At 71.8% G+C, this 22,675-nt stretch carries 23 protein-coding genes; 14 read left to right on the plus strand and 9 right to left on the minus strand.

All coding sequences use genetic code 11. The features are described from left to right. Positions 1-592: 592 nt before the first annotated feature. The gene (locus ALMP_RS42080) at positions 593-2,200 is read right to left on the minus strand and encodes an MFS transporter (RefSeq protein ID WP_264937317.1); all 1,608 of its coding nucleotides are present in this window, start codon (positions 2,198-2,200) and stop codon (positions 593-595) included. A 190-nt stretch (positions 2,201-2,390) separates the two neighbouring features. Here ALMP_RS42080 and ALMP_RS42085 point away from each other — a divergent pair, with 190 nt between their 5' ends. The 9 genes from ALMP_RS42085 to ALMP_RS42125 all read left to right on the plus strand — a co-directional run bounded on the left by ALMP_RS42085 (position 2,391) and on the right by ALMP_RS42125 (position 10,363). Next, a complete protein-coding gene (locus ALMP_RS42085) occupies positions 2,391-3,029 on the plus strand; it encodes a TetR/AcrR family transcriptional regulator (protein WP_264937318.1) in 639 nt (212 codons plus the stop codon). Between the two features lie 232 nt (positions 3,030-3,261). Beyond that, positions 3,262-3,906, plus strand: coding sequence for a TetR/AcrR family transcriptional regulator (locus ALMP_RS42090; RefSeq protein WP_264937402.1), 645 nt, complete (start codon positions 3,262-3,264; stop codon positions 3,904-3,906). 424 nt (positions 3,907-4,330) lie between these two features. Next, the gene (locus ALMP_RS42095) at positions 4,331-5,086 is read left to right on the plus strand and encodes a HipA family kinase (RefSeq protein ID WP_264937319.1); all 756 of its coding nucleotides are present in this window, start codon (positions 4,331-4,333) and stop codon (positions 5,084-5,086) included. Further along, positions 5,083-5,502 carry a DUF3037 domain-containing protein gene (locus ALMP_RS42100; protein ID WP_264937320.1) on the plus strand — a complete coding sequence of 140 codons (420 nt, stop codon included), beginning with the start codon at positions 5,083-5,085 and terminating at the stop codon, positions 5,500-5,502. The genes ALMP_RS42095 and ALMP_RS42100 overlap by 4 nt, the downstream gene beginning before the upstream one ends. 103 nt (positions 5,503-5,605) lie before the next feature. After that, positions 5,606-6,367: a 3-oxoacyl-ACP reductase FabG gene (gene fabG, locus ALMP_RS42105; protein ID WP_264937321.1), complete on the plus strand. Its 762-nt coding sequence runs from the start codon at positions 5,606-5,608 to the stop codon at positions 6,365-6,367. Between the two features lie 18 nt (positions 6,368-6,385). Continuing rightward, entirely contained in the window at positions 6,386-7,147 is a 762-nt protein-coding gene (locus tag ALMP_RS42110; RefSeq protein WP_264937322.1) for an SDR family oxidoreductase, read from the plus strand. 193 nt (positions 7,148-7,340) lie between these two features. Then, positions 7,341-8,924, plus strand: a complete 1,584-nt coding sequence (locus ALMP_RS42115) for an ABC transporter substrate-binding protein (protein WP_264937323.1) — start codon at positions 7,341-7,343, stop codon at positions 8,922-8,924. Between the two features lie 79 nt (positions 8,925-9,003). Further along, positions 9,004-9,687: a uracil-DNA glycosylase gene (gene ung, locus ALMP_RS42120; protein ID WP_264937324.1), complete on the plus strand. Its 684-nt coding sequence runs from the start codon at positions 9,004-9,006 to the stop codon at positions 9,685-9,687. A 193-nt stretch (positions 9,688-9,880) separates the two neighbouring features. Beyond that, the gene (locus ALMP_RS42125; RefSeq protein ID WP_264937325.1) at positions 9,881-10,363 is read left to right on the plus strand and encodes a hypothetical protein; all 483 of its coding nucleotides are present in this window, start codon (positions 9,881-9,883) and stop codon (positions 10,361-10,363) included. A gap of 4 nt (positions 10,364-10,367) precedes the next feature. Here the strand turns inward: ALMP_RS42125 and ALMP_RS42130 are convergent, their stop codons facing one another. Further along, complete coding sequence (locus tag ALMP_RS42130; RefSeq protein WP_264937326.1) at positions 10,368-10,874, minus strand: hypothetical protein; 507 nt, start codon at positions 10,872-10,874, stop codon at positions 10,368-10,370. Positions 10,875-11,135: 261 nt separating this feature from the next. Here ALMP_RS42130 and ALMP_RS42135 point away from each other — a divergent pair, with 261 nt between their 5' ends. After that, positions 11,136-12,047: a Gfo/Idh/MocA family protein gene (locus ALMP_RS42135; protein ID WP_264937327.1), complete on the plus strand. Its 912-nt coding sequence runs from the start codon at positions 11,136-11,138 to the stop codon at positions 12,045-12,047. Here ALMP_RS42135 and lnt read toward each other — a convergent pair. Together lnt and ALMP_RS42145 are read right to left on the minus strand one after the other, a co-directional pair. Further along, positions 11,965-13,530, minus strand: coding sequence for an apolipoprotein N-acyltransferase (gene lnt, locus ALMP_RS42140; RefSeq protein ID WP_264937328.1), 1,566 nt, complete (start codon positions 13,528-13,530; stop codon positions 11,965-11,967). The genes ALMP_RS42135 and lnt overlap by 83 nt on opposite strands. A 135-nt stretch (positions 13,531-13,665) precedes the next feature. Continuing rightward, positions 13,666-14,139, minus strand: a complete 474-nt coding sequence (locus ALMP_RS42145) for a nuclear transport factor 2 family protein (RefSeq protein WP_264937329.1) — start codon at positions 14,137-14,139, stop codon at positions 13,666-13,668. Positions 14,140-14,251: 112 nt separating this feature from the next. Here ALMP_RS42145 and ALMP_RS42150 point away from each other — a divergent pair, with 112 nt between their 5' ends. After that, on the plus strand, positions 14,252-14,887 hold the full coding sequence (locus ALMP_RS42150) for a DUF4291 domain-containing protein (protein ID WP_264937330.1): 636 nt from the start codon (positions 14,252-14,254) through the stop codon (positions 14,885-14,887). A 130-nt stretch (positions 14,888-15,017) separates the two neighbouring features. On the opposite strand, the gene ALMP_RS42155 is transcribed toward ALMP_RS42150, so the two are convergent. From ALMP_RS42155 to ALMP_RS42165, 3 genes are all read right to left on the minus strand, one after another. Then, entirely contained in the window at positions 15,018-15,995 is a 978-nt protein-coding gene (locus tag ALMP_RS42155) for an SGNH/GDSL hydrolase family protein (protein WP_264937331.1), read from the minus strand. A gap of 385 nt (positions 15,996-16,380) precedes the next feature. Then, positions 16,381-16,560, minus strand: coding sequence for a hypothetical protein (locus ALMP_RS42160; protein ID WP_264937332.1), 180 nt, complete (start codon positions 16,558-16,560; stop codon positions 16,381-16,383). Between the two features lie 146 nt (positions 16,561-16,706). Next, a complete protein-coding gene (locus tag ALMP_RS42165) occupies positions 16,707-17,582 on the minus strand; it encodes an undecaprenyl-diphosphate phosphatase (protein WP_264937333.1) in 876 nt (291 codons plus the stop codon). A 332-nt stretch (positions 17,583-17,914) separates the two neighbouring features. Between ALMP_RS42165 and ALMP_RS42170 the strand changes: the two genes are divergently transcribed. Together ALMP_RS42170 and ALMP_RS42175 are read left to right on the plus strand one after the other, a co-directional pair. Continuing rightward, on the plus strand, positions 17,915-19,072 hold the full coding sequence (locus tag ALMP_RS42170) for a Gfo/Idh/MocA family protein (RefSeq protein ID WP_264937334.1): 1,158 nt from the start codon (positions 17,915-17,917) through the stop codon (positions 19,070-19,072). Then, a complete protein-coding gene (locus ALMP_RS42175; RefSeq protein WP_264937335.1) occupies positions 19,069-19,995 on the plus strand; it encodes a PmoA family protein in 927 nt (308 codons plus the stop codon). The genes ALMP_RS42170 and ALMP_RS42175 overlap by 4 nt, the downstream gene beginning before the upstream one ends. Positions 19,996-20,031: 36 nt before the next feature. Here ALMP_RS42175 and ALMP_RS42180 read toward each other — a convergent pair whose 3' ends face one another. Continuing rightward, positions 20,032-20,505, minus strand: a complete 474-nt coding sequence (locus ALMP_RS42180) for a helix-turn-helix domain-containing protein (RefSeq protein WP_264937336.1) — start codon at positions 20,503-20,505, stop codon at positions 20,032-20,034. Positions 20,506-20,632: 127 nt separating this feature from the next. Here ALMP_RS42180 and ALMP_RS42185 point away from each other — a divergent pair, with 127 nt between their 5' ends. Next, a complete protein-coding gene (locus tag ALMP_RS42185) occupies positions 20,633-21,802 on the plus strand; it encodes a thiolase family protein (RefSeq protein ID WP_264937337.1) in 1,170 nt (389 codons plus the stop codon). A 3-nt stretch (positions 21,803-21,805) separates the two neighbouring features. On the opposite strand, the gene ALMP_RS42190 is transcribed toward ALMP_RS42185, so the two are convergent. Further along, positions 21,806-22,621 carry a TVP38/TMEM64 family protein gene (locus tag ALMP_RS42190; RefSeq protein WP_264937338.1) on the minus strand — a complete coding sequence of 272 codons (816 nt, stop codon included), beginning with the start codon at positions 22,619-22,621 and terminating at the stop codon, positions 21,806-21,808. Positions 22,622-22,675: the final 54 nt, after the last annotated feature.

Raw genomic sequence — 22,675 nt, forward strand, 5'->3', positions numbered from 1 at the left:
CTGAGGTTCCCTTCGGGGGGTGCGGTGGATCTGCACAGAGTTACGGGCCGCGCTCGCCGCTCGTTCATCGGCGGCCCGCTCGGCCCGGACAGTGTCGAGATACTGACCCGCTCGAGATGAGACGGGCGTAAGCCACAGCTGTCGCGGAGCTGTCGGCCGGGCGCCGAAGGCCGCGCGCACCCCGGGGGCCTGGGGCGATGGTCAAGGAAGTGAGCGACCCGCTCGATCAGGCCATTGCGTGAGGGCGGCTCGCTGCCGTGGCTCGCCGAGGCCGACGCCGTGCGCGCCCCGTTCCATGGCCTCCGCCCTGCGCGTCGCGCCCGGTGCGGCTCGGCCCCGGCGTGGGAAGGGACGGTGCCGGGTGTCCCCTCCCGGCACCGTCCGGGGCCGTGCGCCGCTCAGGCACGGCCCGTTCAGGGAGGGCCTGCCGGAGCCCGGGGAGGCCATGGCGGCGTCCTCGGGCTCCGGCAGGCGGGTGAGCGGTTCGGCGGTGCCGGCGGGCGGCCCTTCCGGCGGGGAGGGAGGGACCGCCGCCGATGGGGTCGGCCGCCCTCCGCGGGCTCCTTGGCCGGCCCCCGCGCGGGTCTCATGGTCAGCCGACCTCCGCGGGCTCCTTCCGGGTCTCTTCGGTCCGCTCCTGGCGGTGGCCGGCGGTGGCCTTGCGGCCGGGCAGGACAGCCAGGACGATCAGGGCGCCGACGGCCATGATGACGCCGCCGATGATGCTGGTGTGCGCGACGCCGTGGGCGAAGGACTCGTGCACCGCGTCCACCAGCGCCTGGGCCTGCTGGGGCGTGGCGCCGGGGGTCTTGGCGACCTGCTCGGCGACCGCGAGGCCCGCGCCCACCGACTCCTTCGCGGTGTCGAGGGCGTCGTGCGGGAGCCGGTTGCCGACCAGGTCGGCCAGCTTGTCCTGGTAAGCGGTGCCGAGCAGCGAGCCCAGGACCGCGATGCCCAGGGAGCCGCCCAGTTCCAGCGAGGTGTCGTTGGCGCCGCCGCCGACGCCCAGCTCGGACTCGGGGAAGGAGTCCATGATCGTGTCGGTGGCCGGGGAGACGCTCAGACCGATCGCGAAGCCGAGCAGCAGCAGCGACGGCAGGAAGTCGGTGTACGTCGAGCTCTTGTCGATCTGGGCGAGCAGGAACACACCCACGGTGCCCAGGGCCATGCCGGGCACGACCATGGCCTTCACGCCGAGCTTCGGCGTCAGCTTCCCGGTGACCGCAGCGCCGGCGAACACGGCACCGGCCAGCGGCAGCAGACGAATGCCGGTCTCCAGGGCGTCGTAGCCGAGGACGAACTGCAGGAACTGCGTCGAGTAGTAGATCGATCCGAAGGTGCCGAAGAAGAAGAACAGCACCGCGAGCATCGAGCCGCTGAAGGGGCGCTCGGCGAACTTGCGGACGTCCAGCATCGGGTGCGGGTGCTTCAGCTCCCACAGCGTGAAGGCGACGAAGCCCACGCCGGCGACCACGGCCGCGGTGACCGGGCCGACGCCCCAGCCGAAGTGCGGGCCCTCGATGATGGCGTAGACGAGGGAGCCGACGGAGACGATCGACAGCAGCCCGCCGACGTAGTCGATCCGGCCCATGCCCTCCGCCTTCGACGGCGGCACCAGGACGAACGCGCCGACGACGGCGACGACCGCGATGGGCACGTTGATCAGGAAGGTCGAACCCCAGGCGCGGCTTTCCAGCAGCCAGCCGGCGACGAGGGGGCCGACGGCGATGGCGAGGCCGGAGGTCGCGGTCCACGCCGTGATGGCCCGCGTCCGCTCCCGCTTCGGGAACATCGCCACCAGCAGCGACAGCGTGGCCGGCATGACCACGGCCGCGCCGACCCCCATGATCGCGCGGGCGACGATGACCAGGGTCGTCTCGTCGACCAGGCTGCCCATCACCGAACCGCCCGCGAAGATCAGCAGGCCCGTGATCAGGGCGCCGCGGCGGCTGTACTTGTCGCCGATCGAGCCCAGCACCAGCATCAGCGCGGCGTAGGGGACCGTGTAGCCGTCGATGACCCACTGCAGATCACTGCTGCTGAGCCGCAGGTCCGTGGTCATGTCGGGGGCGGCGACGATCAGGGACGTGTTGGCCATGACCACGATCAGCAGGCTCAGGCACAGCACGATCAGCGCCCACCAGCGCCGTGTGTACGGCCCGGTCATCTTCTCGACCGGTGTGTTCGCGAAGAGCGGCATCGAAAAAGCTCCTAGGGGACGAAGCGGTGGCTTCGGGACCGGCGGGAACGGCGCGGGCTGCGGCCGGCACCGCGGACATTTATTTGCCCACCGGTGTGCAGGCTAGTTTATTGCCCGCCTGTGTGCAAGTATTACTTGCCCGCTTCTGGGCAAGTAGATGAGGCTTCCCGCGTCGACCGGAGGTATCGCCGTGACCGACCCACGCGTCCTGCCCGGCCCCCGGCGCGACCGGACGCGCCCGACGCGGACCCGCATCCTCGAAGCGGCCCGCCGGGAACTGGGCCGCGACCCGGACAGCAGCCTGGGTGCCATCGCCGAGGTCGCCGGTGTGTCGCGCCGTACCGTGTACGGCCACTTCGCCGGACGGTCAGCGCTGGTCGAGGGCCTCGTCGACGACGCGCGGGAGGCCCTGCGGGAGGCGCTGGCCGAGGTCGCGCTGCCGTCCTCCGACGCCATCGACGCCCTGGCGCGCTTCGTCCTCACCCTGTGGCCCGTCGGCGACCGCTACCGCATGCTGCTCCGGCTCGCACCCCAGGACCTGGGCACGAAACGCGCGGACGACGTCCTCGCCCCCGCCCGCGACATGGCCACGGCGATCATCACCGCGGGCCGGCGGCAGGGCGTCTTCCGCACCGGCCTTCCCCCGCACGTGCTCGGCCGCGCGATCGAGGCGCACATCCTGGCGCTCCTCGACTGCGTCAACGCCGGCATCTGGACCGACGACGGCACACGTACGGCTGCCGCCGTCCTGATCGCGGCCGGGGTCGACGGCGACCTCGCCGCCGCTCGCGTCCGTCGGCTGCGCCGGCCCCGGCGCCGGGGTGCCTGACGGTCGCGGACCACACCCCTGGAGAGAGCCATGTGGCCCCGTACGGCGAGGGCTCCGTGCAGGTGAGCGCCCCGTCGCCGCGGAGGCGGCGGAAGATGGCCGTCGTCCGCGACGGGGCCTCGGCCGCAGTGGTGCCGGGTCGCGACCTCGGACCAAGACGAAATTCCGCATGCCAGAATGGACGTGCCGTTGCTGTCCCTCCCGTACCGCCCCGTCGAGGTTGTCCGTGACCGTGCCCAAGCCCGTCGGCCGCGTGCCGCAGCGACGCAACGCGCGTTCCAACCGGGCACGCATTCTGGAGACGGCGCGCCGGGAGCTCGGCCGGAACCCGGACATCACCCTGGAGGAGCTGGCACGGCTCGCCGGTGTCGTACGGCGCACCCTCTTCGGTCACTTTCCCGGCCGGGCCGCGCTGCTGGAGGCGCTGGCCGAGGAGGCCTCCGAGGCCATCCGGGACGCGGCGGCGGCCGGGGTGAAGCCGGAGGAGCCGGCCGAGCGGGCGCTCGCGTACTTCGCGTTGTCGATGTGGCCCGTGGGCGACCGTTACCGGATGCTCCTGGCGCTGGCCCAGAGGGATCTGGGCGCGGAACGCGTCGCCGGGCTTCTCGAGCCCGCGCGTGACGAGGTCACGGCCATCCTGGAGCGCGGACAGCGGGACGGCGTCTTCCACGCCCACCTGCCCCCCGCGGTGCTCAGCGCGGGGGTGGAGGCGATGACGGTCGCCCTGCTGGAACAGGTCAACACCGGGGCACTGGAGGACGACGGCACACGGAGTGCCGTGGCCATGCTCATCGCGGCCGGCGTGTCCGAGAAGCAGGCGCGGGCCGTGGTCGAGGACGTCGCGGCCACGATCACCGCCGAGGCCACCGCCGACTGAGTCGTCACACGGCTGTCCTCAGGGGGCAGGGCGGTGCCGAACGCGGCCAGGGTGTCGGCGAGCCCGGCGACCGCGGCCGCCCGATGGCCCGGCACCTCGCGCCCGCCGGCCGAGGCGCCGACGCCGAGGAGCCGCTGCCTGGTGGCGAAGGCCAGCCCGACCTCGTGGCCGACCATGGACGCGCCGTCGGCCAGGCGCCGGGCGTTGTCGTCCCGCCGGATCGAGCAGGCGTCGGCCAGGTCCAGCCCGGGCAGCGCTCGCAAGGCTGGATGGGAGCGGGTCACCGCCCGACCGGGGCATCACCGCGACCGCCCGCGATCACCCTCGGTTACTATGCTCACTTCATGCCGGAGGCCGGAAGCTTCTGCACCCCTCCGAAGTTGGCCGTGGATCGCAAGGCTGAACAGATGGGTGGCCTGGGGAAATGTTGAAAGAGGTCGCCGCGACCCGCTACATCACGCCGTTGCGTGAGGGCGGCTCGCTGCCGGGGCTGATCGAGGCCGACGACCTCGGGACCTACGTCCTGAAGTTCACCGGCGCCGGACAGGGCCGCAAGACGCTTGTCGCGGAGGTCGTCTGCGGCGAGCTCGCCCGCCGGCTGGGCCTGCGGGTCCCGCGTCTGGTCGCCGTCGCACTCGACCCGGTGCTGGGCCTCGGTGAACCCGACCAGCAGGTGCAGGAGTTGCTGAGGTCCAGCGGCGGCACCAACCTCGGTATGGACTTCCTCTCCGGAGCCCTCGGCTTCGACCCGCTCGCCTTCCCGGTCGATCCCGAGGAGGCCGGCCGGATCGTCTGGTTCGACGCGCTGGTGAACAACGTCGACCGGTCCTGGCGCAACCCCAACCTGCTCGTGCGCCGCGGCGAGCTGTGGCTCATCGACCACGGCGCCACCATGATCTGGCACCACAACTGGCCCTCCGCCAAGGCCTCGGCGGCCCGCCCCTACGACGCCTCGGACCATGCCCTGGCCCGGTTCCGTCCGGACGTCGCCGCCGCGGCGGCAGGGCTGGCCCCGCTCGTCACCGCCGACCTCCTCGCCGAGGTCACCGCCGAGATCCCGGACGTCTGGCTGGCCGACGAGCCCGGATTCGACACCCCGGACGCGCTCCGGCGTGCCTACGCGGCACCCCTCCTCGAGCGCGCCACCGTCATCCACGACCGCATCAAGGGGACCGAGTGAGCGACGACCGCCACTTCATCAGACCGGGCCAGGGCGGCGACCGGGACGTCTTCGAGTACGCGCTGCTGCGTGTCGTCCCCCGTGTCGAGCGCGGCGAGTGCATGAACGCCGGCGTGCTCGTCTACTGCCGTGCCCAGGGCTACGTCGGCGCCCGCACCCACCTCGACGAGGCCCGGCTGCTGGCTCTCGACCCCGAGGCGGACGTGGCCGGTGTCCGGGCGGCCCTGCGGGCCGTCGAGGGAGTGTGCGGCGGTGGTGAGGGGGCCGGGCAGGCGGCGGCGGACGACCCGGGCCGGCGCTTCCGCTGGCTGATCGCCCCGCGCTCGACGGTCGTCCAGCCGGGGCCGGTGCACACCGGCCTGACCGCCGACCCGGTGGCCGAGACCGAACGATTGCTGAACCTGCTCGTCAGGTAATGGATCACACGCGCGCGGATGCCGTTGACACCGCGTGCCAGTGCTTCTAGCGTCACGTCGTACTGAAGGTACTAAGCGGTCGCTCACCCGAGGAGAAGCAGCAATGTCCACCACTGAGCAGCGGGTCGCCGTCGTCACGGGCGCCGCGCGGGGCATCGGCGCCGCCACCGCCGTACGGCTGGCCGCCGAGGGCCGCGCGGTCGCGGTGATCGACCTCGACGAGGCCGCCTGCAAGGACACGGTCGAGAAGATCACCGCGGCCGGCGGCAAGGCCGTCGCGATCGGCGCCGACGTCTCCGACGAGGCCCAGGTCGAGGCGGCGATCGCACGCGTCGTCGAGGAACTCGGCGCCCCGACGATCCTGGTCAACAACGCGGGCGTGCTCCGCGACAACCTGCTGTTCAAGATGAGCGCCGCGGACTGGGACACGGTCCTCAACGTGCACCTGCGCGGCTCTTTCCTGGTCACCAAGGCCGTCCAGAAGCACATGGTCGACGCCGGCTTCGGCCGGATCGTCAACCTCTCCTCGTCCTCCGCGCTCGGCAACCGCGGCCAGGCCAACTACTCCGCCGCCAAGGCCGGTCTGCAGGGCTTCACCAAGACCCTCGCCATCGAGCTGGGCAAGTTCGGCATCACCGCCAACGCCGTCGCCCCCGGCTTCATCGCCACCGACATGACCGCGGCGACCGCCGCCCGCGTCGGCATGGGCTTCGAGGAGTTCAAGGCCGCCGCCGCCACCCAGATCCCGGTGGCGCGCGTCGGCGAGCCCGACGACATCGCCAACGCGATCGCCTTCTTCACGGGCGAGGCCGCCGGCTTCGTCTCCGGCCAGGTGCTGTACGTCGCCGGCGGACCGCTCGACTAGCCACAGGGGTCACGGAACATGACTGAACTGCCCGCACTCTCCGGCAAGGCCGCCCTCGTCACGGGTGCCAGCCGCGGCATCGGCTACGGCGTCGCCGAGGCGCTCGTCGCCCGCGGCGACCGGGTCTGCATCACCGGCCGCAACGAGGAGGCCCTGAAGGAGGCCGTGGAGAAGCTCGGCGCCGACCGGGTCATCGGCGTCGCCGGCAAGGCGCACGACGCCGAGCACCAGGCCGCCGCCGTCGAGCGCGCCATGGAGGCCTTCGGCCGGGTCGACTACCTGGTCAACAACGCCGGGACCAACCCCGTGTTCGGACCGATCGCCGACCTCGACCTGAACGTGGCGCGCAAGGTCTTCGAGACCAACGTCATCTCGGCGCTCGGCTTCGCCCAGCGCACCTGGCACGCCTGGCAGAAGGACCACGGCGGCGCGATCGTCAACATCGCCTCCGTCGCCGGCCTGTCGGCCTCGCCGTTCATCGGCGCGTACGGCGTCAGCAAGGCCGCGATGATCAACCTGACCCAGCAGCTGGCGCACGAGTTCGCGCCCAAGGTGCGGGTCAACGCCATCGCCCCGGCGGTGGTGAAGACCAAGTTCGCGCAGGCCCTGTACGAGGGCCGGGAGGCCGAGGCCGCGTCGGCCTACCCGCTGGGCCGGCTCGGCGTGCCCTCCGACATCGGCGGCGCCGCCGCGTTCCTGACCTCGGAGCAGTCGGACTGGGTCACCGGCCAGACGCTCGTCGTCGACGGCGGCATCTTCCTCAACGCCGGCGTCGCCTGACGCGCCCCCCGCGTATACGAACCGGGCGTCCCTTGCGCGAGGGACGCCCGGTTCCGTACAACGGGTCCACGACGTCATGACAACGTCGTCACAACCGGAGTGATCAATAACGCTCCCCCGTGGCGGAGCCACCCGGCGTGTCGCTGCGGTATGGTCTGCCGACCCTTGGTATGGCAGCTCGAGGAGCGTGCGCGTGTTCAACCGGAACCGATCCATGCAGCAGGTGGCGGCGATCGTGTCCATATCCCTGGTGGCCGGATGCGGGCTGCTGGGGGAGGAAGGCTCCGACAAGGCCGGGCCGATCGTCGTGGGCACCACGAGCGCTCCCAGCACGCTGGATCCCGCCGCCTCCTGGGACGGCTCCTGGGAGCTGTTCCGCAACGTGTACCAGACGCTGCTCGCCTACCCCAACGGCGCGACCACACCGCAGCCGGACGCCGCCAAGAGCTGCTCGTTCACCGACAGCTCCAGCCGCACCTTCCGCTGCGAGCTGCGCGACGACCTGAAGTTCTCCAACGGGGACAAGATCGACGCCAAGGCCGTGAAGCACTCCATCGACCGGATCCGCGCCATCAACGCGCCCACCGGCCCGGCCGCCCTGCTCGGCAGCCTCGAGGAGATCGAGGTGCCCGGTGACCACGAGATCGTCTTCAAGCTCAACAAGCCCGACGCGACCTTCCCGTTCGTGCTCGCCACCCCGGCCATGTCGATCGTGGACCCCGACGACTACCCCGCGAACTCCCTGCGGGAGGCCGACGGCATTGTCGGTTCCGGGCCCTACCAGCTGGACTCCTACCAGGAGGGCGACAGCGCCGAGCTGGTCCGCTACGGCGGGTACAAGGGCTACGCCGACCACCAGAACGACGCGGTGACCATCCGCTACTTCCAGGACTCCGCCGAGATGGTCAAGGCCCTGCGGAGCCGGCAGATCGACATCACGTACCAGGGTCTCGCCGCCGACGACGTCGTAGAGCTCGGCCAGGGCGGCGCCGACAACGAGGGTCTGCGACTCGTCGAGGGCAGCAGCACCGCCATCAACTACCTGGTCTTCAACCCCAAGGACCCGGTGGCCGAGAAGCTGCCCGTCCGCCGGGCGGTCGCCCAGATCGTCGACCGGCCCGCGATCGCCCACAAGGTCTACAAGGACACGGTCGACCCGCTGTACTCGATGGTCCCCAAGGGGCTGACCGGCCACACCACCGCCTACTTCGACGACTTCGGCGAGCCGGACGCGGACAAGGCCCGCAAGATCCTCGCCGACGCCGACATCGAAACGCCCGTCCCGCTGACCCTCTGGTACACCACCGACCGCTACGGCTCCGACACCGCTCTGGAGTTCAAGGAGCTCAAGGCGCAGCTGGAGGCGTCGGGTCTGTTCACGGTCACCCTCAAGAGCCGCCCGTGGAAGACGTACGTGGTCGGCTACCAGAAGGGCGAGTACCCGGTGTTCGGCCGTGGCTGGATGCCGGACTTCCCGGACGCCGACAACTTCATCGCGCCGTTCGTCGGCGATCAGAACGCCCTCGGCACGCCCTACCCGGCGAAGGAGATCACCGACGACCTGCTGCCCCGCTCCCGGCAGGAGAGCGACCGTGCCAACGTGGTGAAGGAGCTCCAGGAGGCCCAGCAGATCCTCGTCGACGACGCCCGGCTGCTGCCGCTGTGGCAGGGCAAGCAGTTCCTCGCCATGAACGAGGACCTCTCCGGCGGCGAGCGGGCGCTCGACCCGTCGACGATCATGATGATGTGGCAGCTGTCCCGCAAGACCAGCTGGTAGGCACTGCGGGCGCCCCGCTGTCAGTGGTCACCTGTAGGTTCTGTGGCCTGGAAGTGACCGCACAACGAAGGACGTTGACGTGACCGACACCGCCATGCTGCCCGAGTCCTGGCGCGGGGTCCTGGGCGACGAGCTGCAGCAGCCCTACTTCAAGGAGCTGACGGAGTTCGTCGAGGAGGAGCGAGCGAAGGGTCCCGTCTACCCTCCGCGCGAGGAGGTCTTCGCCGCGCTCGACGCGACGCCGTACGAGCGGGTGAAGGTCCTCGTCCTCGGCCAGGACCCTTACCACGGCGAGGGCCAGGGCCACGGCCTGTGCTTCTCGGTGCGCCCCGGGGTGAGGATCCCGCCGTCGCTGCGCAACATCTACAAGGAGATGCACGAGGAACTGGGCACGCCGATTCCGGACAACGGCTACCTCATGCCGTGGGCCCAGCAGGGCGTGCTGCTGCTCAACGCGGTGCTCACGGTCCGCTCCGGCGAGGCCAACTCGCACAAGGGCAAGGGCTGGGAGAAGTTCACCGACGCGGTGATCCGCGCCGTGGCCGACCGGCCCGACCCGGCCGTCTTCGTCCTGTGGGGCAACTACGCGCAGAAGAAGCTCCCGCTGATCGACGAGACCCGGCACGTGGTGGTCAAGGGCGCCCACCCCTCCCCGCTGTCGGCGAAGAAGTTCTTCGGCTCCCGCCCGTTCACCCAGATCAACGAGGCGGTGGCGAGCCAGGGCCACGAGCCCATCGACTGGACGATCCCCAACCTGGCCTGAAGGTGCCGCCGGGCCGGTCCCTCGCCGGACCGGTCCGGTCCCGCCTGACCCGGAATGCCGCCGTCTGCCGTTAGCGTCGTCGCCAGGACGAAGACGATGCCGAGGCGGAGGCCGAGGACACGATGAGGACGGGACGGTACCGGCCGGGGCGACCCGGGCGGCCCCGGACCGCCGACGAGGTGCGGAGGGTGCGGTGGCGGAGCATCGACAGGGGCAGGCGACGCCGGACGCCCTGCTGACGCGGATCGGGCAGGTCGTGATGCTGCACCACGGCGGGGACCGCGAGGAGGCCCGGCGCCGCCTGCTCGACCTGTGGACGGAGATCGGCGAGGACGGCGATCCGCTGCACCGCTGCACCCTGGCCCACTACCTGGCCGACACCCAGGACGACCCCTTCGACGAGCTGGCCTGGGACCTGCGGGCGCTGACCGCCGCCGAGGAACACGAAGGGTCGCCCGAGGTGCGGGCGCTCTACCCCTCACTCCATCTGAACCTGGCGGCGGACTACCTCAAGCTGGGCCGTACGGAGGCCGCCCGCACCCATGTCCGCAAGGCGCGGCGCGCGGCCCGGGCCCTGCGCGACGACCGGTACGGGGACGGGATGCGGGCGGCGATCAGCCGGATGGAACTACGGCTGGGGGAGGGCGGCGGCATCGGCGGCCCGCGTGGCGAGTGACGACTCACCGCCCGTAGGCCTGCTCGCAGATCACCGCCTCCGGGCTGTCGGACTGCCAGCCGCCGTACCTCCTGCCCAGGCCGCACACGTCGGTGCCGCGGGGCACCTCGGCCGGCACGTCCGGGACCGGCACCCGGGGCTGCGCCGGACTGGTGCGGTCCGGCCGGTCGGGGCGGGGGTGGCGCGGCTGTGGCTGGGGCCGGGTCCGGGGCGGGACGCGGGACGACGGCGGCCGTTCGGCCTGCCAGGTCTGTCCCGCCGCCGGGGCGGACCGCTGCCGGGGCAGCGGCGTCCGCGGCTCCGGCTCGCGCGTTCCGATCCTCTGCAGCGCCTCGAGCGCCGGCGGCTGGACGGTCTTCGTGTCGTTCTGTTCCACCGGCGGCGACGGCACCGGCCGGGAGGGCGCCACGGGTGGGGCGGGTGCGGGCGGGTGCTGGAGGGTCACGCAGCCGGCCACGGCCGTGACGGCCACGATCAGCAGGAGCGTTGCGGTAGTCGTCGTTCGAAGCACCCGCGTCACTCTGCTGGTTCGGGTCCGCCCGGGCACGGCCAAGCGGCTCAGGATGCTCCGCACGAGTGATCCGCCGGCCCTTGGCGCACAGAACGGTCCCGTCACCTGCCGGGCATGCCGTCCAGCAGTTCCCGCAGGCCCGTGCGTACCTCCTCCAGGCCGACGGGATCGCCGAGTGGCGGCCGCCGCAGCAGCCGTATGCTGCGATGCGGACAGGTGCCGGCGGGCCGGACGAACAGGGCGAGCAGTGAGGGAGTTGTCGTGAAGGTCGGCTGTATCGGACTCGGTGACATCGCGCAGAAGGCCTACCTCCCGGTGCTCGGCGCGCTGCCGGGGCTCGAACTCCACCTGCACACCCGCACCCCGGCCACCCTCGACCGGGTCGCCGACACCCTGCGGCTGCCCGCCGGGCAGCGGCACCGGGACCTCGACGCGCTCCTCGCCCGGGGCCTGGACGCCGCGTTCGTGCACGCGCCCACCGTCGCCCACCCCGAGATCGTCACACGGCTGCTGGAAGCCGGCGTCCCGACGTACGTCGACAAGCCGCTGGCGTACCGGCTCACCGACTCCGAGCGGCTCGTGCGGCTCGCGGAGGAACGCTCCACCAGTCTTGCCGTCGGCTTCAACCGGCGCTTCGCCCCCGGGTACGCGCAGTGCGCCGACCACCCGCGGGAACTGATCCTCATGCAGAAGAACCGCGTCGGGCTGCCCGAGAAGCCCCGCACGATGATCCTCGACGACTTCATCCACGTCGTCGACACCCTGCGCTTCCTGGCCCCCGGCCCGGTGGACGACGTGACCGTGCGGGCCCGCGTCGAGGACGGGCTGCTGCACCATGTCGTCCTCCAGCTCGCCGGGGACGGCTTCACCGCGCTCGGCGTGATGAACCGGCTCAGCGGGTCGAACGAGGAGATCCTGGAGGTCTCCGGGCAGGACACCAAGCGTCAGGTGGTCAACCTGGCGGAGGTGATCGACCACAAGGGGCAGCCGACCGTGCGGCGGCGCGGCGACTGGGTGCCGGTGGCCCGCCAGCGCGGCATCGAGCAGGCGGTGCTCGCCTTCCTCGACGCCGTCCGCGCGGGCAAGGTGCTCAGCGCCCGGGACGCGCTGGCGACTCACGAACTGTGTGAGCGGGTGGTACGCGCGGTGGAGGAGCGCTCCGCCGCAGCCTGACCCCCCGCGTCGCCTCGATCAGGCCCATGGCCACCAGGACGAGCAGCGCCGCCTTGACGGGCCAGTCGCCGAAGCGGACGTAGAGGGTCGTGCCGCTGGTGAGGGGAACGTCGAAGACGACGGCCGTGCTCGCGTCCGTGCCCAGCCACGACCCGATCGGCCGGCCGCTCGCGTAGTACACGGCGGAGGTGCCCGTGAGGGTGGCGTGCACGAACGGCCGGCCGCTCTCCGCGGCGCGCAGGGCGCCCAGGGAGGCGTGCTGCTCGGGCGCCCAGCTCTCCTGGAACGTCGACGTCGACGACTGGGCGACCAGCACGTCGGTGCCGTCCTCGGTGAGGTGGCGGCTCATGTCGGGGAACGCCGTCTCGAAGCACACCATCGGGCCGATCCGCAGCCCCCGCCCGACCTCCATCACGACCTGACGGCTGCCGCGCCGACGGTCCTCGCCGGCCGCCTCGCCCACCGAGGTCGCCCAGCCGAGCAGCGAACGGGCCGGGACGTACTCGCCGAAGGGCACCAGCCGCATCTTGTCGTACCGGTCGCCGGTCGGGCCGTCCGGTCCGATCAGGATCGAGCTCTTGTAGATGCCCGGCCGGTCGGAGCGGCGGGCGTCCACGTTGACCAGGATGTCGGCGCCGGTCGTACGGGACAACGCCGCCAGGCGGCGCGCCAGGTCGGGCCGGTCGCCCAGGTCGTAGCCGACGCTGCTCTCGCCCCAGACGATCAGGTCGACGTCCTGTCCGGCGAGCTGTCGGGTCAGCTGCTCCTCGCGGGCGAAGCGGCGGTCGGGGCCGGGAACCACACCCGGTTGCACGACCGCGATCCGCGCCCGCCCGTCGGTGTCGGGCCGCGGCGCGCCCGTCCAGGCGGCGGAGGCCGCTGCGGCGGTCGTGAGAAGCCCGGCGACGGCGGGCACCCGATGCGCCGGGACCACCAGGAGGACGGCCATGGCCACGTTCACCGCCACCACCAGGAAGCTGAGCAGCCACACCCCTCCGACGGACGCCAGCCGCAGCGCCGGCTCCACCTGCCACTGGCTGGACCCGAGCATGCCCCACGGCCCGCCCAGCCCCTGCCAGGACCGGACCAGTTCCACGACGAGCCAGCCCGAGGGCAGCACCACCAGCGCGGCCGTGGCCCGGCCCCGGGAGGGCACCCCGGCGAGGAAGCGGCGCACCAGCAGGCCCCACGGCGCCCACAGCGCGCCCAGCAGCGCGGCGATCACCAGGGTGAACACATGCAGGTTCGGCAGCAGCCACAGATGCATGGCCAGCATGAACCCGAACCCGCCGCTCCAGCCGTCGTACATCGCCCGCCTGCCCGTCGGCGCCGAGCGGACGAGCAGGAGCCACGGGACCAGCGCGACGAACGCCCACCACCACAGGGCCGGCGCGGGGAACGCCGGCACGGGCAGCGCGCCCGCCAGCGACCCGACGGCCGAACGCCGCCACGGGGAGGTGAGCCAGGGAGCGAACGTCTTCATACGGCACCTCCCTACCCGCTGGTGCCTCCAGTGTGCGCGTCGTGAACGATCTCCGACCAGATGGGCTCGTTTCCGCTGGTCGGATTCAGGTCAGCGGGGCTGGGGGCCGCCGGGTGGGGGGAGCGGGGCTGGGCGTCAGCCGGCCTGGGCGGGTCGGCCGAGACGGCGCCACTTCTCCTCCACGACCACCTCGCGCACCCGCCAGCCGTCGGGGGTGCGCAGCAGTCCGAAGGAGTACCGGCCGCCGCACACGAAGTCGGGCGCGCCGGCCGAGCCGCCGTCGGCCAGCCGCATGGGGTTGACGTAGTCGGCCCGCAGCCGGGCGGTGTCGCCGGTGTCCCGCTCCAGGACCTCGAAGCGCAGCCGGCGGTTGACGATGAGGTGCTGGCGCATCTCGAACAGCCCGAGGCTCCGCTCCAGCCAGGCGGCGACCTTCCCGGCGTCTCCCTCGATACCGCCGGCCGAGCGGTAGTCCGCCCGCCCGTCCGGTGTGAACAACTCCCGGTACGCCGTCCAGTCGCCGTCGTCGACCGCCACCGCGTAGTCGGTGATCAGCCCGTCGACGGCCAGTCGGTCCATCAGAGTGGCGAGCTCGGCACGCTGCGTCATGGCCCGAGTGTTGGGCATGACGCCAGCCGAGCCAAGAGCCGTGCGGGTGGAGCCGGGCCACCGGGGAAAAATCGGTGGCCCGACCGGGCGACGGGCGGCGAGGCTGAACGCCGTGAACGATCAGTCCGTCGAACGACAAGGTCAGCTCGCCGTCGACCAGGAGCCCAGGTTCCGTATCCGTGCCCTGTACACGGAGTCCACGGTCACCGTCTATCAGGCCTACCGCCCCGAGATCGGCCTCGCGGCGGCCCGCACCGGGCGGTTCCCGTCGGCGTGGAGCCGGGAGCGCATGACCTGGATCAAGCCGTCCTTCCTGTGGATGATGTACCGCTGCGGCTGGGCCACCAAGGAGGGCCAGGAGACCGTCCTCGCCGTCGAGATCACCCGCGAGGGCTTCGAGTGGGCGCTGCGCCACGCCTGCCTCTCCCACCACGTGCCGCCGCTCCACGGCGACCAGGCCTCCTGGAAGCGGCAGTTGAGGAGTTCCCCCGCACGCGTGCAGTGGGACCCGGAACGCGACCTCCAGCTCAACCCCCTGCCCCACCGCTCCCTCCAACTCGGCCTGGCGGGCGAGGCGACGGCCCGCTATGCCGACGAGTGGATCGTGGCCATCGAGGACGTCACCCCCCTGGCCCGCCGGATCCACACCCACGTCCGCGCCCGCGAACTCGACCACGCGACCCGGCTGCTGCCCCCCGAGCGGCCGTATCCGGTGGCGGACGAGGTGCTGGCGCATCTGCGGAGCTAGGCCTTGTCTCCCAGACGTGAGAGGCCGGATCTGGGGTCGCCCTGGAACACGGAACCGGCCCCTGGCTGAACGCCGAAGGCCGGCCGCGTCGCCGGTTCGCTGCGGGTTTGCCCCGGGGGTGCGGTGGGGGTCAGCTCTCGTCGAGGGCGTTCAGCAACGCCTGTCCGACGTGGTCGGCGGCGTTGCGGTGGCCGTGGGCGTTGGGGTGCACCAGGGACAGCTGGTCAGGGGGCGTGACGAAGCCCTCCACCCACTTGTCGTCGTCGCAGACGCTGTGCCTCTGGGAGGAGTCGTAGAGATCGACGAAGCTGGCGGCTTCCTGCGTGCTGGTCGACTTCTCGATGGTCTCGTTGAGGGGTTCCAGGACGTCCTGGCGAAGCCAGTCCAGGTCGCCCTGGGTGATCGTGCCGAACTTCGTGATGTCCGCCCAGCCGCACTTGGAGGTGTTCTGGGGGACGATGGTGGGGTAGCCGACGGTCAGGATCTTCGCCTTCGGGGCACGCTTGTGGAGCACCGTGAGCATCCGGTCGTATTCCTGGCTCACCTTCTTCAGCCGGGCCGGGATGCCGGCGGCCAGGGCTTCCTTGCACGGGGTTCCCGCGCCTTCGGCTTCGCCGCCCAGCCGGGTGCACTTGTCGAGGATGTCGGCGAAGCCGAGGGTGTTTCCGCCCACGCCGACGGTGATGACGTCGGTGTCGGGGCCCACCGCCTCGGACTGAGGGGGCACCGCGGGGAACGGGTAGTCCGGGTCCGGGAAGTGGGGCGGGAAGTGGTGGCCGATCGGGAGCTGGGGTGTGTCGGTGACGTTCTCGATGGTGGCGGCGCCGCAGCTGACGTTCTGGGTCAGGTCGAAGAAGTACCAGAGGTCCTGGTAGGCGACCTCGGGGTAGGACTTGTCGGTGCGCTCGCAGCCGTCGCGCGGGTAATCGATGGGGTCGCCCGCGGCTTTGATGACCCCGGCGGTGTAGGAGTCACCCAAGGCGACCCACTGCTTCTTCTCGGCCGCGGCGGCGGGTTGTGCTCCGGTGAACTGCGCGGGGACGGCGGCGCCGGCGGCGAGAGCCGCGGCCGAGCCGAGTAGGGCCAGACGGGTACGGAAGCGTGCCACGAATCCTCCAGGGATACGGGGTTGGCGTCGCTTTAACCCTAAAGAGATGATTACTTAGCGCACTAGATTCAATACGGTCAGTAGTCGTCGTGCTGTGGGATGCGTCTATGTGGGGGACATAGGTTCGATCTGTCGACCGGGCATGTCTATCCGCGACCGCCTTGGCGCGACACGTGCCCGATCCGGAGCACCCCTTGACTGGCTGGGTGATCCCAGCATGAGGCGCACGTTCATGGTGGCTGTCTTGTTCTCGATCACCGACAAGCCCGGGCTCCAGCCATGCAGGCCCGGCGAAGACTCAGGGCTGATGCATCATGCTCCGCAGTCCCCGCTATCGGCGGGCCTGTCGTCTGGATCGGGCCGGCTGTGAAACGCGGGCGGCGTCTCAGGCCGCCTCGACCACCTCGCCGCGCATCGCCGCGGCCCACTCCACCACCAGCAGCTCGTACTCCGCCCGCTCCTGGGCCGACAGCGACCCTCCCGCGCGCAGCCACAGCGACCGGATCTGCTCGTTCACCTCGGCGGCGGACCGCACGGAACCAGGGGTGGTAGAAGTGGGGGACATGCCGAACAGCGTAGGGGCAAGCACTGACACTGCGCTACCGGACGGCTACGCGTCCCGTATGGGCTTGGTCACGGTCGACCACCGACACCAACTGCCGGGCGGGGAAGGGGAATCGGGTATCTCGGTCCTCGCCCCGGACCGTCCGGTCAGCCCGCCGACTCCGCCGCGTGCGGGCTGAGCACGCCCATCGCCACCAGCGCGATGAGGATGAGGCCGAGGGCGACGCGGTAGTAGACGAACGGCATGAACGACTTGGTGCTGATGAACTTCATAAACCAGGCGATGACCGCGTATCCGGACGCGAACGCGATCACCGTCGCGAACGCCGTCGGCCCCCACGCCACGTGCCCGCCCTCCATCGCGTCCTTCAGCTCGAAGAGCCCGGAGGCCAGCACGGCGGGGATGGCGAGCAGGAACGAGTAACGGGCCGCCGCCTCGCGCTTGTAGCCCATGAAGAGGCCGCCGCTGATGGTGGCGCCGGACCGGGAGACGCCGGGAATGAGCGCACAGGCCTGGCAGAGGCCGAAGATCAGACCGTCCTTCACGCCGAGGTTGTCCAGCGTCTTGCGCTGCTTGGGCGCGCGGTGCCGCCTGCTGTTCTCGTCGCGGGCCGCCAGCCGGTCGGCGATGCCGATGATGACGCCGACGACCACGAGCATCGTCGCGGTGAGCCGCAGATCGCGGAAGGGTCCCTCGATCTGGTCCTTGAGGGTGACGCCGAGCACACCGATCGGGATCGACCCGACGATCACCAGCCAGCCCATCTTGGCGTCGTGTTCCTTGCGCATGCTCTTGTCGAACAGCGACCGGGACCACGCCGACACGATCCGCCCGATGTCCTTGCGGAAGTAGATCAGGACGGCCGCCTCCGTGCCGATCTGGGTGATCGCCGTGAAGGCGGCGCCAGGGTCCTCCCAGCCCGAGAAGGCCGCGGTCAGCCGCAGGTGCGCGCTGGAGGAGACGGGGAGGAACTCGGTCAGCCCCTGGACGAGTCCGAGGATGAGGGATTCAAACCAAGACATGAGGTTACGGAGTCCAAGTGCCGATCGGGAAAGGGCGACGGACACGGCGGGCCGCCGCGCGTGCGGTGATCAAGTGGTGTGCAGAGGGCAGCGTATCGCCCCCGGGTGACAGTCCCGCCACAGGGGTTTCGAAGGAGGACGCGCGGGGGATAGGCGTGCGGCGCCGGGAAAGGGCGCGCGGTGCGGCCGAGCTGGGCGGATGTGTTGACCGGGCCTGGGGAGGCCGCATACGTTGCTGCTGGAGGGAAAGCGCTTGCTGCATGCCTCGCTCGCGGTGTGCCGCGCTCCAGCCAGTGGTTCGGTCGTTCGTCGGAGGAGTGCTGATCACGCCCATGTCCCCATCCACTCCGCTCGCCGGACGCCGCATCCGGGCCGCCGTGATCGGCACCGGCGCCATCGCCCGCGGCTCCCACCTGCCGGCCCTCGACCGGCTCGCGGCCGAGGGCGAGACCGAGGTGGTCGCGGCCGTCGACATCGATGCCGCCGCTGTGGAGGCGTTCTGCGCGGAAGGTGGGGTTCCGCACGCTTACACCGATCTGGAGCGGATGCTGGCCGAGCAGCGCCCCGATCTGGTGACCATCTGCACCCCGCCGACCCTGCACCGGGAGCAGAGCGTGGCCGCGCTGCGGGCCGGTGCCTGGGTATGGTGCGAGAAGCCGCCGGTCCCGACGCTCGCCGATTACGACGCCGTGGAGGCCGAGGAGGGGACCGAGGGCGGCCCGTACGCCTCGATCGTCTTCCAGCACCGCTTCGGGTCCGGTTCCCGGCACGTACGGCGGCTGCTCGCTGAGCAGGCCCTCGGCCGGCCGCTCGTGGCGCACTGCCAGACCACCTGGTACCGCGACACCGCCTACTACGCGGTGCCCTGGCGTGGGCGCTGGCGGACCGAGGGCGGCGGGCCCGCCATGGGCCACGGCATCCACCAGATGGATCTGCTGCTGGACCTGCTCGGCCCGTGGAGCGAGGTGCGGGCCATGGCCGGCCGGCTCGTCCACGACGTGGAGACCGAGGACGTCTCCACCGCCCTGGTCCGCTTCGAGAACGGGGCCATGGCGACGATCGTCAACAGCGTCCTGAGCCCCGACGAGGTCAGCCGCATCCGCATCGACTGCGAGCGGGCCACGGTCGAGCTCACCCATCTCTACGGCCACTCCAACGCCGACTGGCGCATCACGCCGGCCCCGGACGTGCCCGGCGACCGGGCGGCCGCCTGGCAGGACTTCGGCGCGGACGTGCCCAGTTCGCACCTGGCGCAGCTGCGCGAGCTGGTGGCGAGCATGCGCGCCGGTGAGCGGCCGCGCAGCAGCGGCGCCGACGGGCGCACCAGCCTGGAACTGATCACCGCGCTGTACAAGTCGGCGTTCACGGACACCACGGTGAAGCGGGGCGAGATCGGCCCCGGCGACCCCTACTACACCGCCCTGCACGGCGGCGCCCCCGGCTGGGCGCCAGCCGCCGCACCGACCGCCACCGAGGAGGTGTCGGCGTGAGCGGCCTGCGTCTCGTCCACGCGTACGGCGACCGGGTCACCGTGACCGACCCGGCCGGCGGTGTGGAACTGCTCGCGTACGTGTACCGGCCGGAGGCCGCCTGGGAGGCGCCGAGGCCGTACATCCACCCGCTGCGCACCCTCGCGGGCGACGTCGTCACCGACTACCGGCCCAACGACCACCGCTGGCACAAGGGCCTGTCGCTGACCGCCTCCCATCTGTCAGGCGCGAACCTGTGGGGCGGCAACACCTATGTCCACGGCGAGGGGTATCTCGAACTCCCCGAACGCGTCGGCTCGATGGCGCACGTCGCCTTCGACGAGATCACGGCCGACGGCGACCGGGTCGTCATCGCCGAGCGTCTGACCTGGCATCCGCACAGCGGTGAGCTGTGGGCCGAGGAGCGGCGCCGCATCGAGGTGCACGACGTGGACCGGGCCTTCGGCTCCTGGGCGCTGACCTGGACCAGCGCCATCACGAACCGCCGTGACGAGCCCCTGCGGTTCGGCAGCCCGACTACCGCCGGGCGGGAGATGGCCGGCTACACCGGCCTGTTCTGGCGCGGTCCGCGGGCCTTCCGTGACGGCCGCGTCATCGGCCCCGACGGCGAGGGGCCCGGGCTGATGGGCACCCAGGGCCCCTGGCTGGCCCTGTCCGGCGAGCACGACGGCACCGACGGTCACGCCACGGTCGTCTTCGCCCACGCCCCGGAGAACGACCACTCGGGCGCCGCGGGCGCCCACCCCGCCCACTGGTTCGTGCGCAACGAGCCCTTCGCCGGCATCGCCCCGTCCTGGGCGTTCTACGACGAGCTGGAACTCGCCCCCGGCGACACCCTCACCCGCCGCTACCGCGTCGTCGTGGCCGACGGCGCCTGGGAGCGGGAGGAGATCGCCAAGTACCTTCAGGCGCACCCCTGGTGAACCGGGCGCACCCCGGGCGGACCGGGGCGTACCCGATCAGGCCGCCGTCGGCCCCGACAGGGTCCAGCCGGGGCTCTGGGGGTGGGCGGTCAGTTCCTCGTGGCGGACCGGATCGCCGCAGGCCGCGCAGGTGACCACCGGGACCATTTCGTTGCCGCAGGCGTGCTCGATGACCATGGGGCGGTCGTCGTCCGTGCGGAGGTGGCGGTCGCCCCACGCCATGAGGGTCATCAGGACCGGCTCCAGCTCCAGCCCCGCCCGGGTGGGCAGGTACTCGAAGCGCTGGGGGCGCTCGCTGTAGGCGCGCCGGGTCAGGATCCCGGCGTCGACGAGCCGGCGCAGCCGGGTGGTCAGGACGTCGCGCGGGGCGCCGATGTTGCGCACCAGCTGGTCGAAGCGGCCGTTGCCCAGACACACCTCCCGCAGTACGAGCAGGGAGTACTTCTCTCCGACGAGCGCCAGGGTGTCGGCGATCGAGCAGGGGCGCGGGTCTTTGGTGGAGGCGGCCATGACGCCCAGTCTAGGTGAGGGTTTGATTTTCCAACTCACAGAGTTATGGTGAGTTCGGATTTCCTACTCACCGGTAGCCGCCCGTCCGGCGGGCCGGTCACCGCCCGGCGGCCAAGGAGGCCCGCACATGCGTGACGCAGTCATCGTCGAAGCCGTACGCACCCCCATCGGCAAGGGCAAGCCGAACGGTTCCCTCGCCCACGTGCACCCCGTCGAGCTCCTCGCCCACACCCTGCGCGCCCTCGTCGAGCGCTCCGGCGTCGACCCCGCGCTGATCGACGACGTCATCGGCGGCACCGTCGACCAGGTCGGCGAGCAGGCCATGAACACCACCCGGTACGCCGTCCTGTCCGCGGGCTTCCCGGAGACGGTCCCCGCGACGACCGTCGACCGGCAGTGCGGCTCCTCCCAGCAGGCCGTGCACTTCGCCGCCCAGGGCGTCCTCGCGGGCGCCTACGACCTCGTCGTCGCCTGCGGCGTGGAGTCGATGAGCCGGGTGCCGATGTGGTCGAACGTGCCGCCCGGCAAGGATCCCTTCGGCCCCGGCGTCGCCGAGCGCTATCCGGAAGGCCTCGTCCCGCAGGGCATCAGTGCCGAACTCATCGCCGCCAAGTGGTCGATCACCCGCGAGCAGATGGACGCCTTCGCCCTGTCCTCGCACCGCAAGGCCGCCGAGGCCTGGGAGAAGGGCCTGTTCGACGCCGAGGTCGCGCCCCTGGCCGGCGTCTCGCGCGACGAGTGCGTACGGCCCGACAGCAGCCTCGATGTCCTCGCCGGCCTGCGTCCCGCCTACCACGACCCCGGGTTCGCCGAGCGCTTCCCGCAGATCGAGTGGAACGTCACCGCGGGCAACGCCAGCCCGATCAACGACGGCGCCTCGGCCGTGCTGATCACCTCCGGGGAGATGGCCGCCCGCCTCGGGCTGCGCCCGCTCGCCCGGCTGCACAGCTTCGCCGTCACCGGCTCCGACCCGCTGCTGATGCTCACCGGCGTCGTCCCGGCCACCGAGAAGGTGCTGCGCCGGGCGCGGCTGAGCCTGGACGACATCGATCTGTTCGAGGTCAACGAGGCGTTCGCCAGCGTGGTGCTGGGCTGGCGTCAGGAGACCGGCGCGGACCTCGCCAAGGTCAATGTGCACGGCGGCGCGATCGCGCTCGGTCACCCGCTCGGCGCGAGCGGGACCCGGCTGACGACGACCCTCGTCCACGCGATGCGCGAGCGCGGCGCCCGCTACGCCCTCCAGACGATGTGCGAGGCGGGCGGACTCGCCAACGCGATGGTCCTGGAAGCCGTCTGAGGCTCAGCGGGCCCGCAGGTGGTGGCGCTTGCGCCAGGCCACCGCCGCGCCCGCCAGCGCCGGCAGGGCGATGCAGGCCATCGAGATCAGGAAGAGCGGAGAGGTCGGCGACGAGGCGCTGGCTCCGGCGACGACGTACGCGGCCGTGTTCGGGATCGAGCCCAGCGCGGTCGCGACCAGGAACGGCAGCCAGCCCATGCGGGAGACGGCGGCGCAGTAGTTCGCGGCCCAGAACGGCACCCCGGGGAACAGCCGGGCCGCCAGCATCGAGCGCAGCCCGTGCCGGCTGAGCTGCCCGTCCGCGGCCTTCAGCAGCCTGCCCCGCAGCAGCGGCCGCAGCGCGTCCTGCCCGAGGATCCTCCCGAGCCCGAAGGCGATCCCGGCGCCCAGCACCGTGCCCCCCAGTGCCGCGCCCAGGCCCAGCTGGGCGCCGAACAGCGCGCCCGCGGCCAGGTTCAGCAGGGGCCTCGGCACGAACGCCACCGTGCACAGCCCGTAGGCGACCGCGAACACGGCCGCCGCCGAGGCGCCGCCCAGCTGTGGTGGCCAGCCGTCCGCGAGCAGCTTCTGCGGCTCGAAGAGCAGCACGCAGGAGGCCGCCGCCGCGAGCAGCGCGACCAGCAGCGAGAAGCGGGACCAGGGCGAGAGCAGCACTCTCGTGCACCGCGCGGCGAGCCCGGCGGGTGCGGCGGGCGTGGACGCGGCGGGTGCGACGGCGGGTGCGACGGCGGGGACGGGAAGCGGAACAGCCAACTCCGTTGCCGCGGCCCGGGGGGCGGCCGTGGCGGTGCCCCCCGAGCGGGTGGTGGCATCGAGCATCCGGCGACACTAACCGACGGAGGTGTGTGATCGCCGTGTGGTCCGTCTCAAGCC

The sequence above is a fragment of the Streptomyces sp. A012304 genome (genome assembly GCF_026008495.1).
Classification (GTDB): domain Bacteria; phylum Actinomycetota; class Actinomycetes; order Streptomycetales; family Streptomycetaceae; genus Streptomyces.

Bases quoted from the DNA above. Each gene is read 5' to 3' on its own strand.
- ALMP_RS42080 (WP_264937317.1), bottom strand. From the start codon at position 2,200: ATGCCGCTCTTCGCGAACACACCGGTCGAGAAGATGACCGGGCCGTAC.
- ALMP_RS42095 (WP_264937319.1), top strand. From the start codon at position 4,331: ATGTTGAAAGAGGTCGCCGCGACCCGCTACATCACGCCGTTGCGTGAG.
- fabG (WP_264937321.1), top strand. From the start codon at position 5,606: ATGTCCACCACTGAGCAGCGGGTCGCCGTCGTCACGGGCGCCGCGCGG.
- ALMP_RS42110 (WP_264937322.1), top strand. From the start codon at position 6,386: ATGACTGAACTGCCCGCACTCTCCGGCAAGGCCGCCCTCGTCACGGGT.
- lnt (WP_264937328.1), bottom strand. From the start codon at position 13,530: ATGAAGACGTTCGCTCCCTGGCTCACCTCCCCGTGGCGGCGTTCGGCC.
- ALMP_RS42145 (WP_264937329.1), bottom strand. From the start codon at position 14,139: ATGACGCAGCGTGCCGAGCTCGCCACTCTGATGGACCGACTGGCCGTC.
- ALMP_RS42160 (WP_264937332.1), bottom strand. From the start codon at position 16,560: ATGTCCCCCACTTCTACCACCCCTGGTTCCGTGCGGTCCGCCGCCGAG.
- ALMP_RS42165 (WP_264937333.1), bottom strand. From the start codon at position 17,582: ATGTCTTGGTTTGAATCCCTCATCCTCGGACTCGTCCAGGGGCTGACC.
- ALMP_RS42170 (WP_264937334.1), top strand. From the start codon at position 17,915: ATGTCCCCATCCACTCCGCTCGCCGGACGCCGCATCCGGGCCGCCGTG.
- ALMP_RS42180 (WP_264937336.1), bottom strand. From the start codon at position 20,505: ATGGCCGCCTCCACCAAAGACCCGCGCCCCTGCTCGATCGCCGACACC.
- ALMP_RS42185 (WP_264937337.1), top strand. From the start codon at position 20,633: ATGCGTGACGCAGTCATCGTCGAAGCCGTACGCACCCCCATCGGCAAG.
- ALMP_RS42190 (WP_264937338.1), bottom strand. From the start codon at position 22,621: ATGCTCGATGCCACCACCCGCTCGGGGGGCACCGCCACGGCCGCCCCC.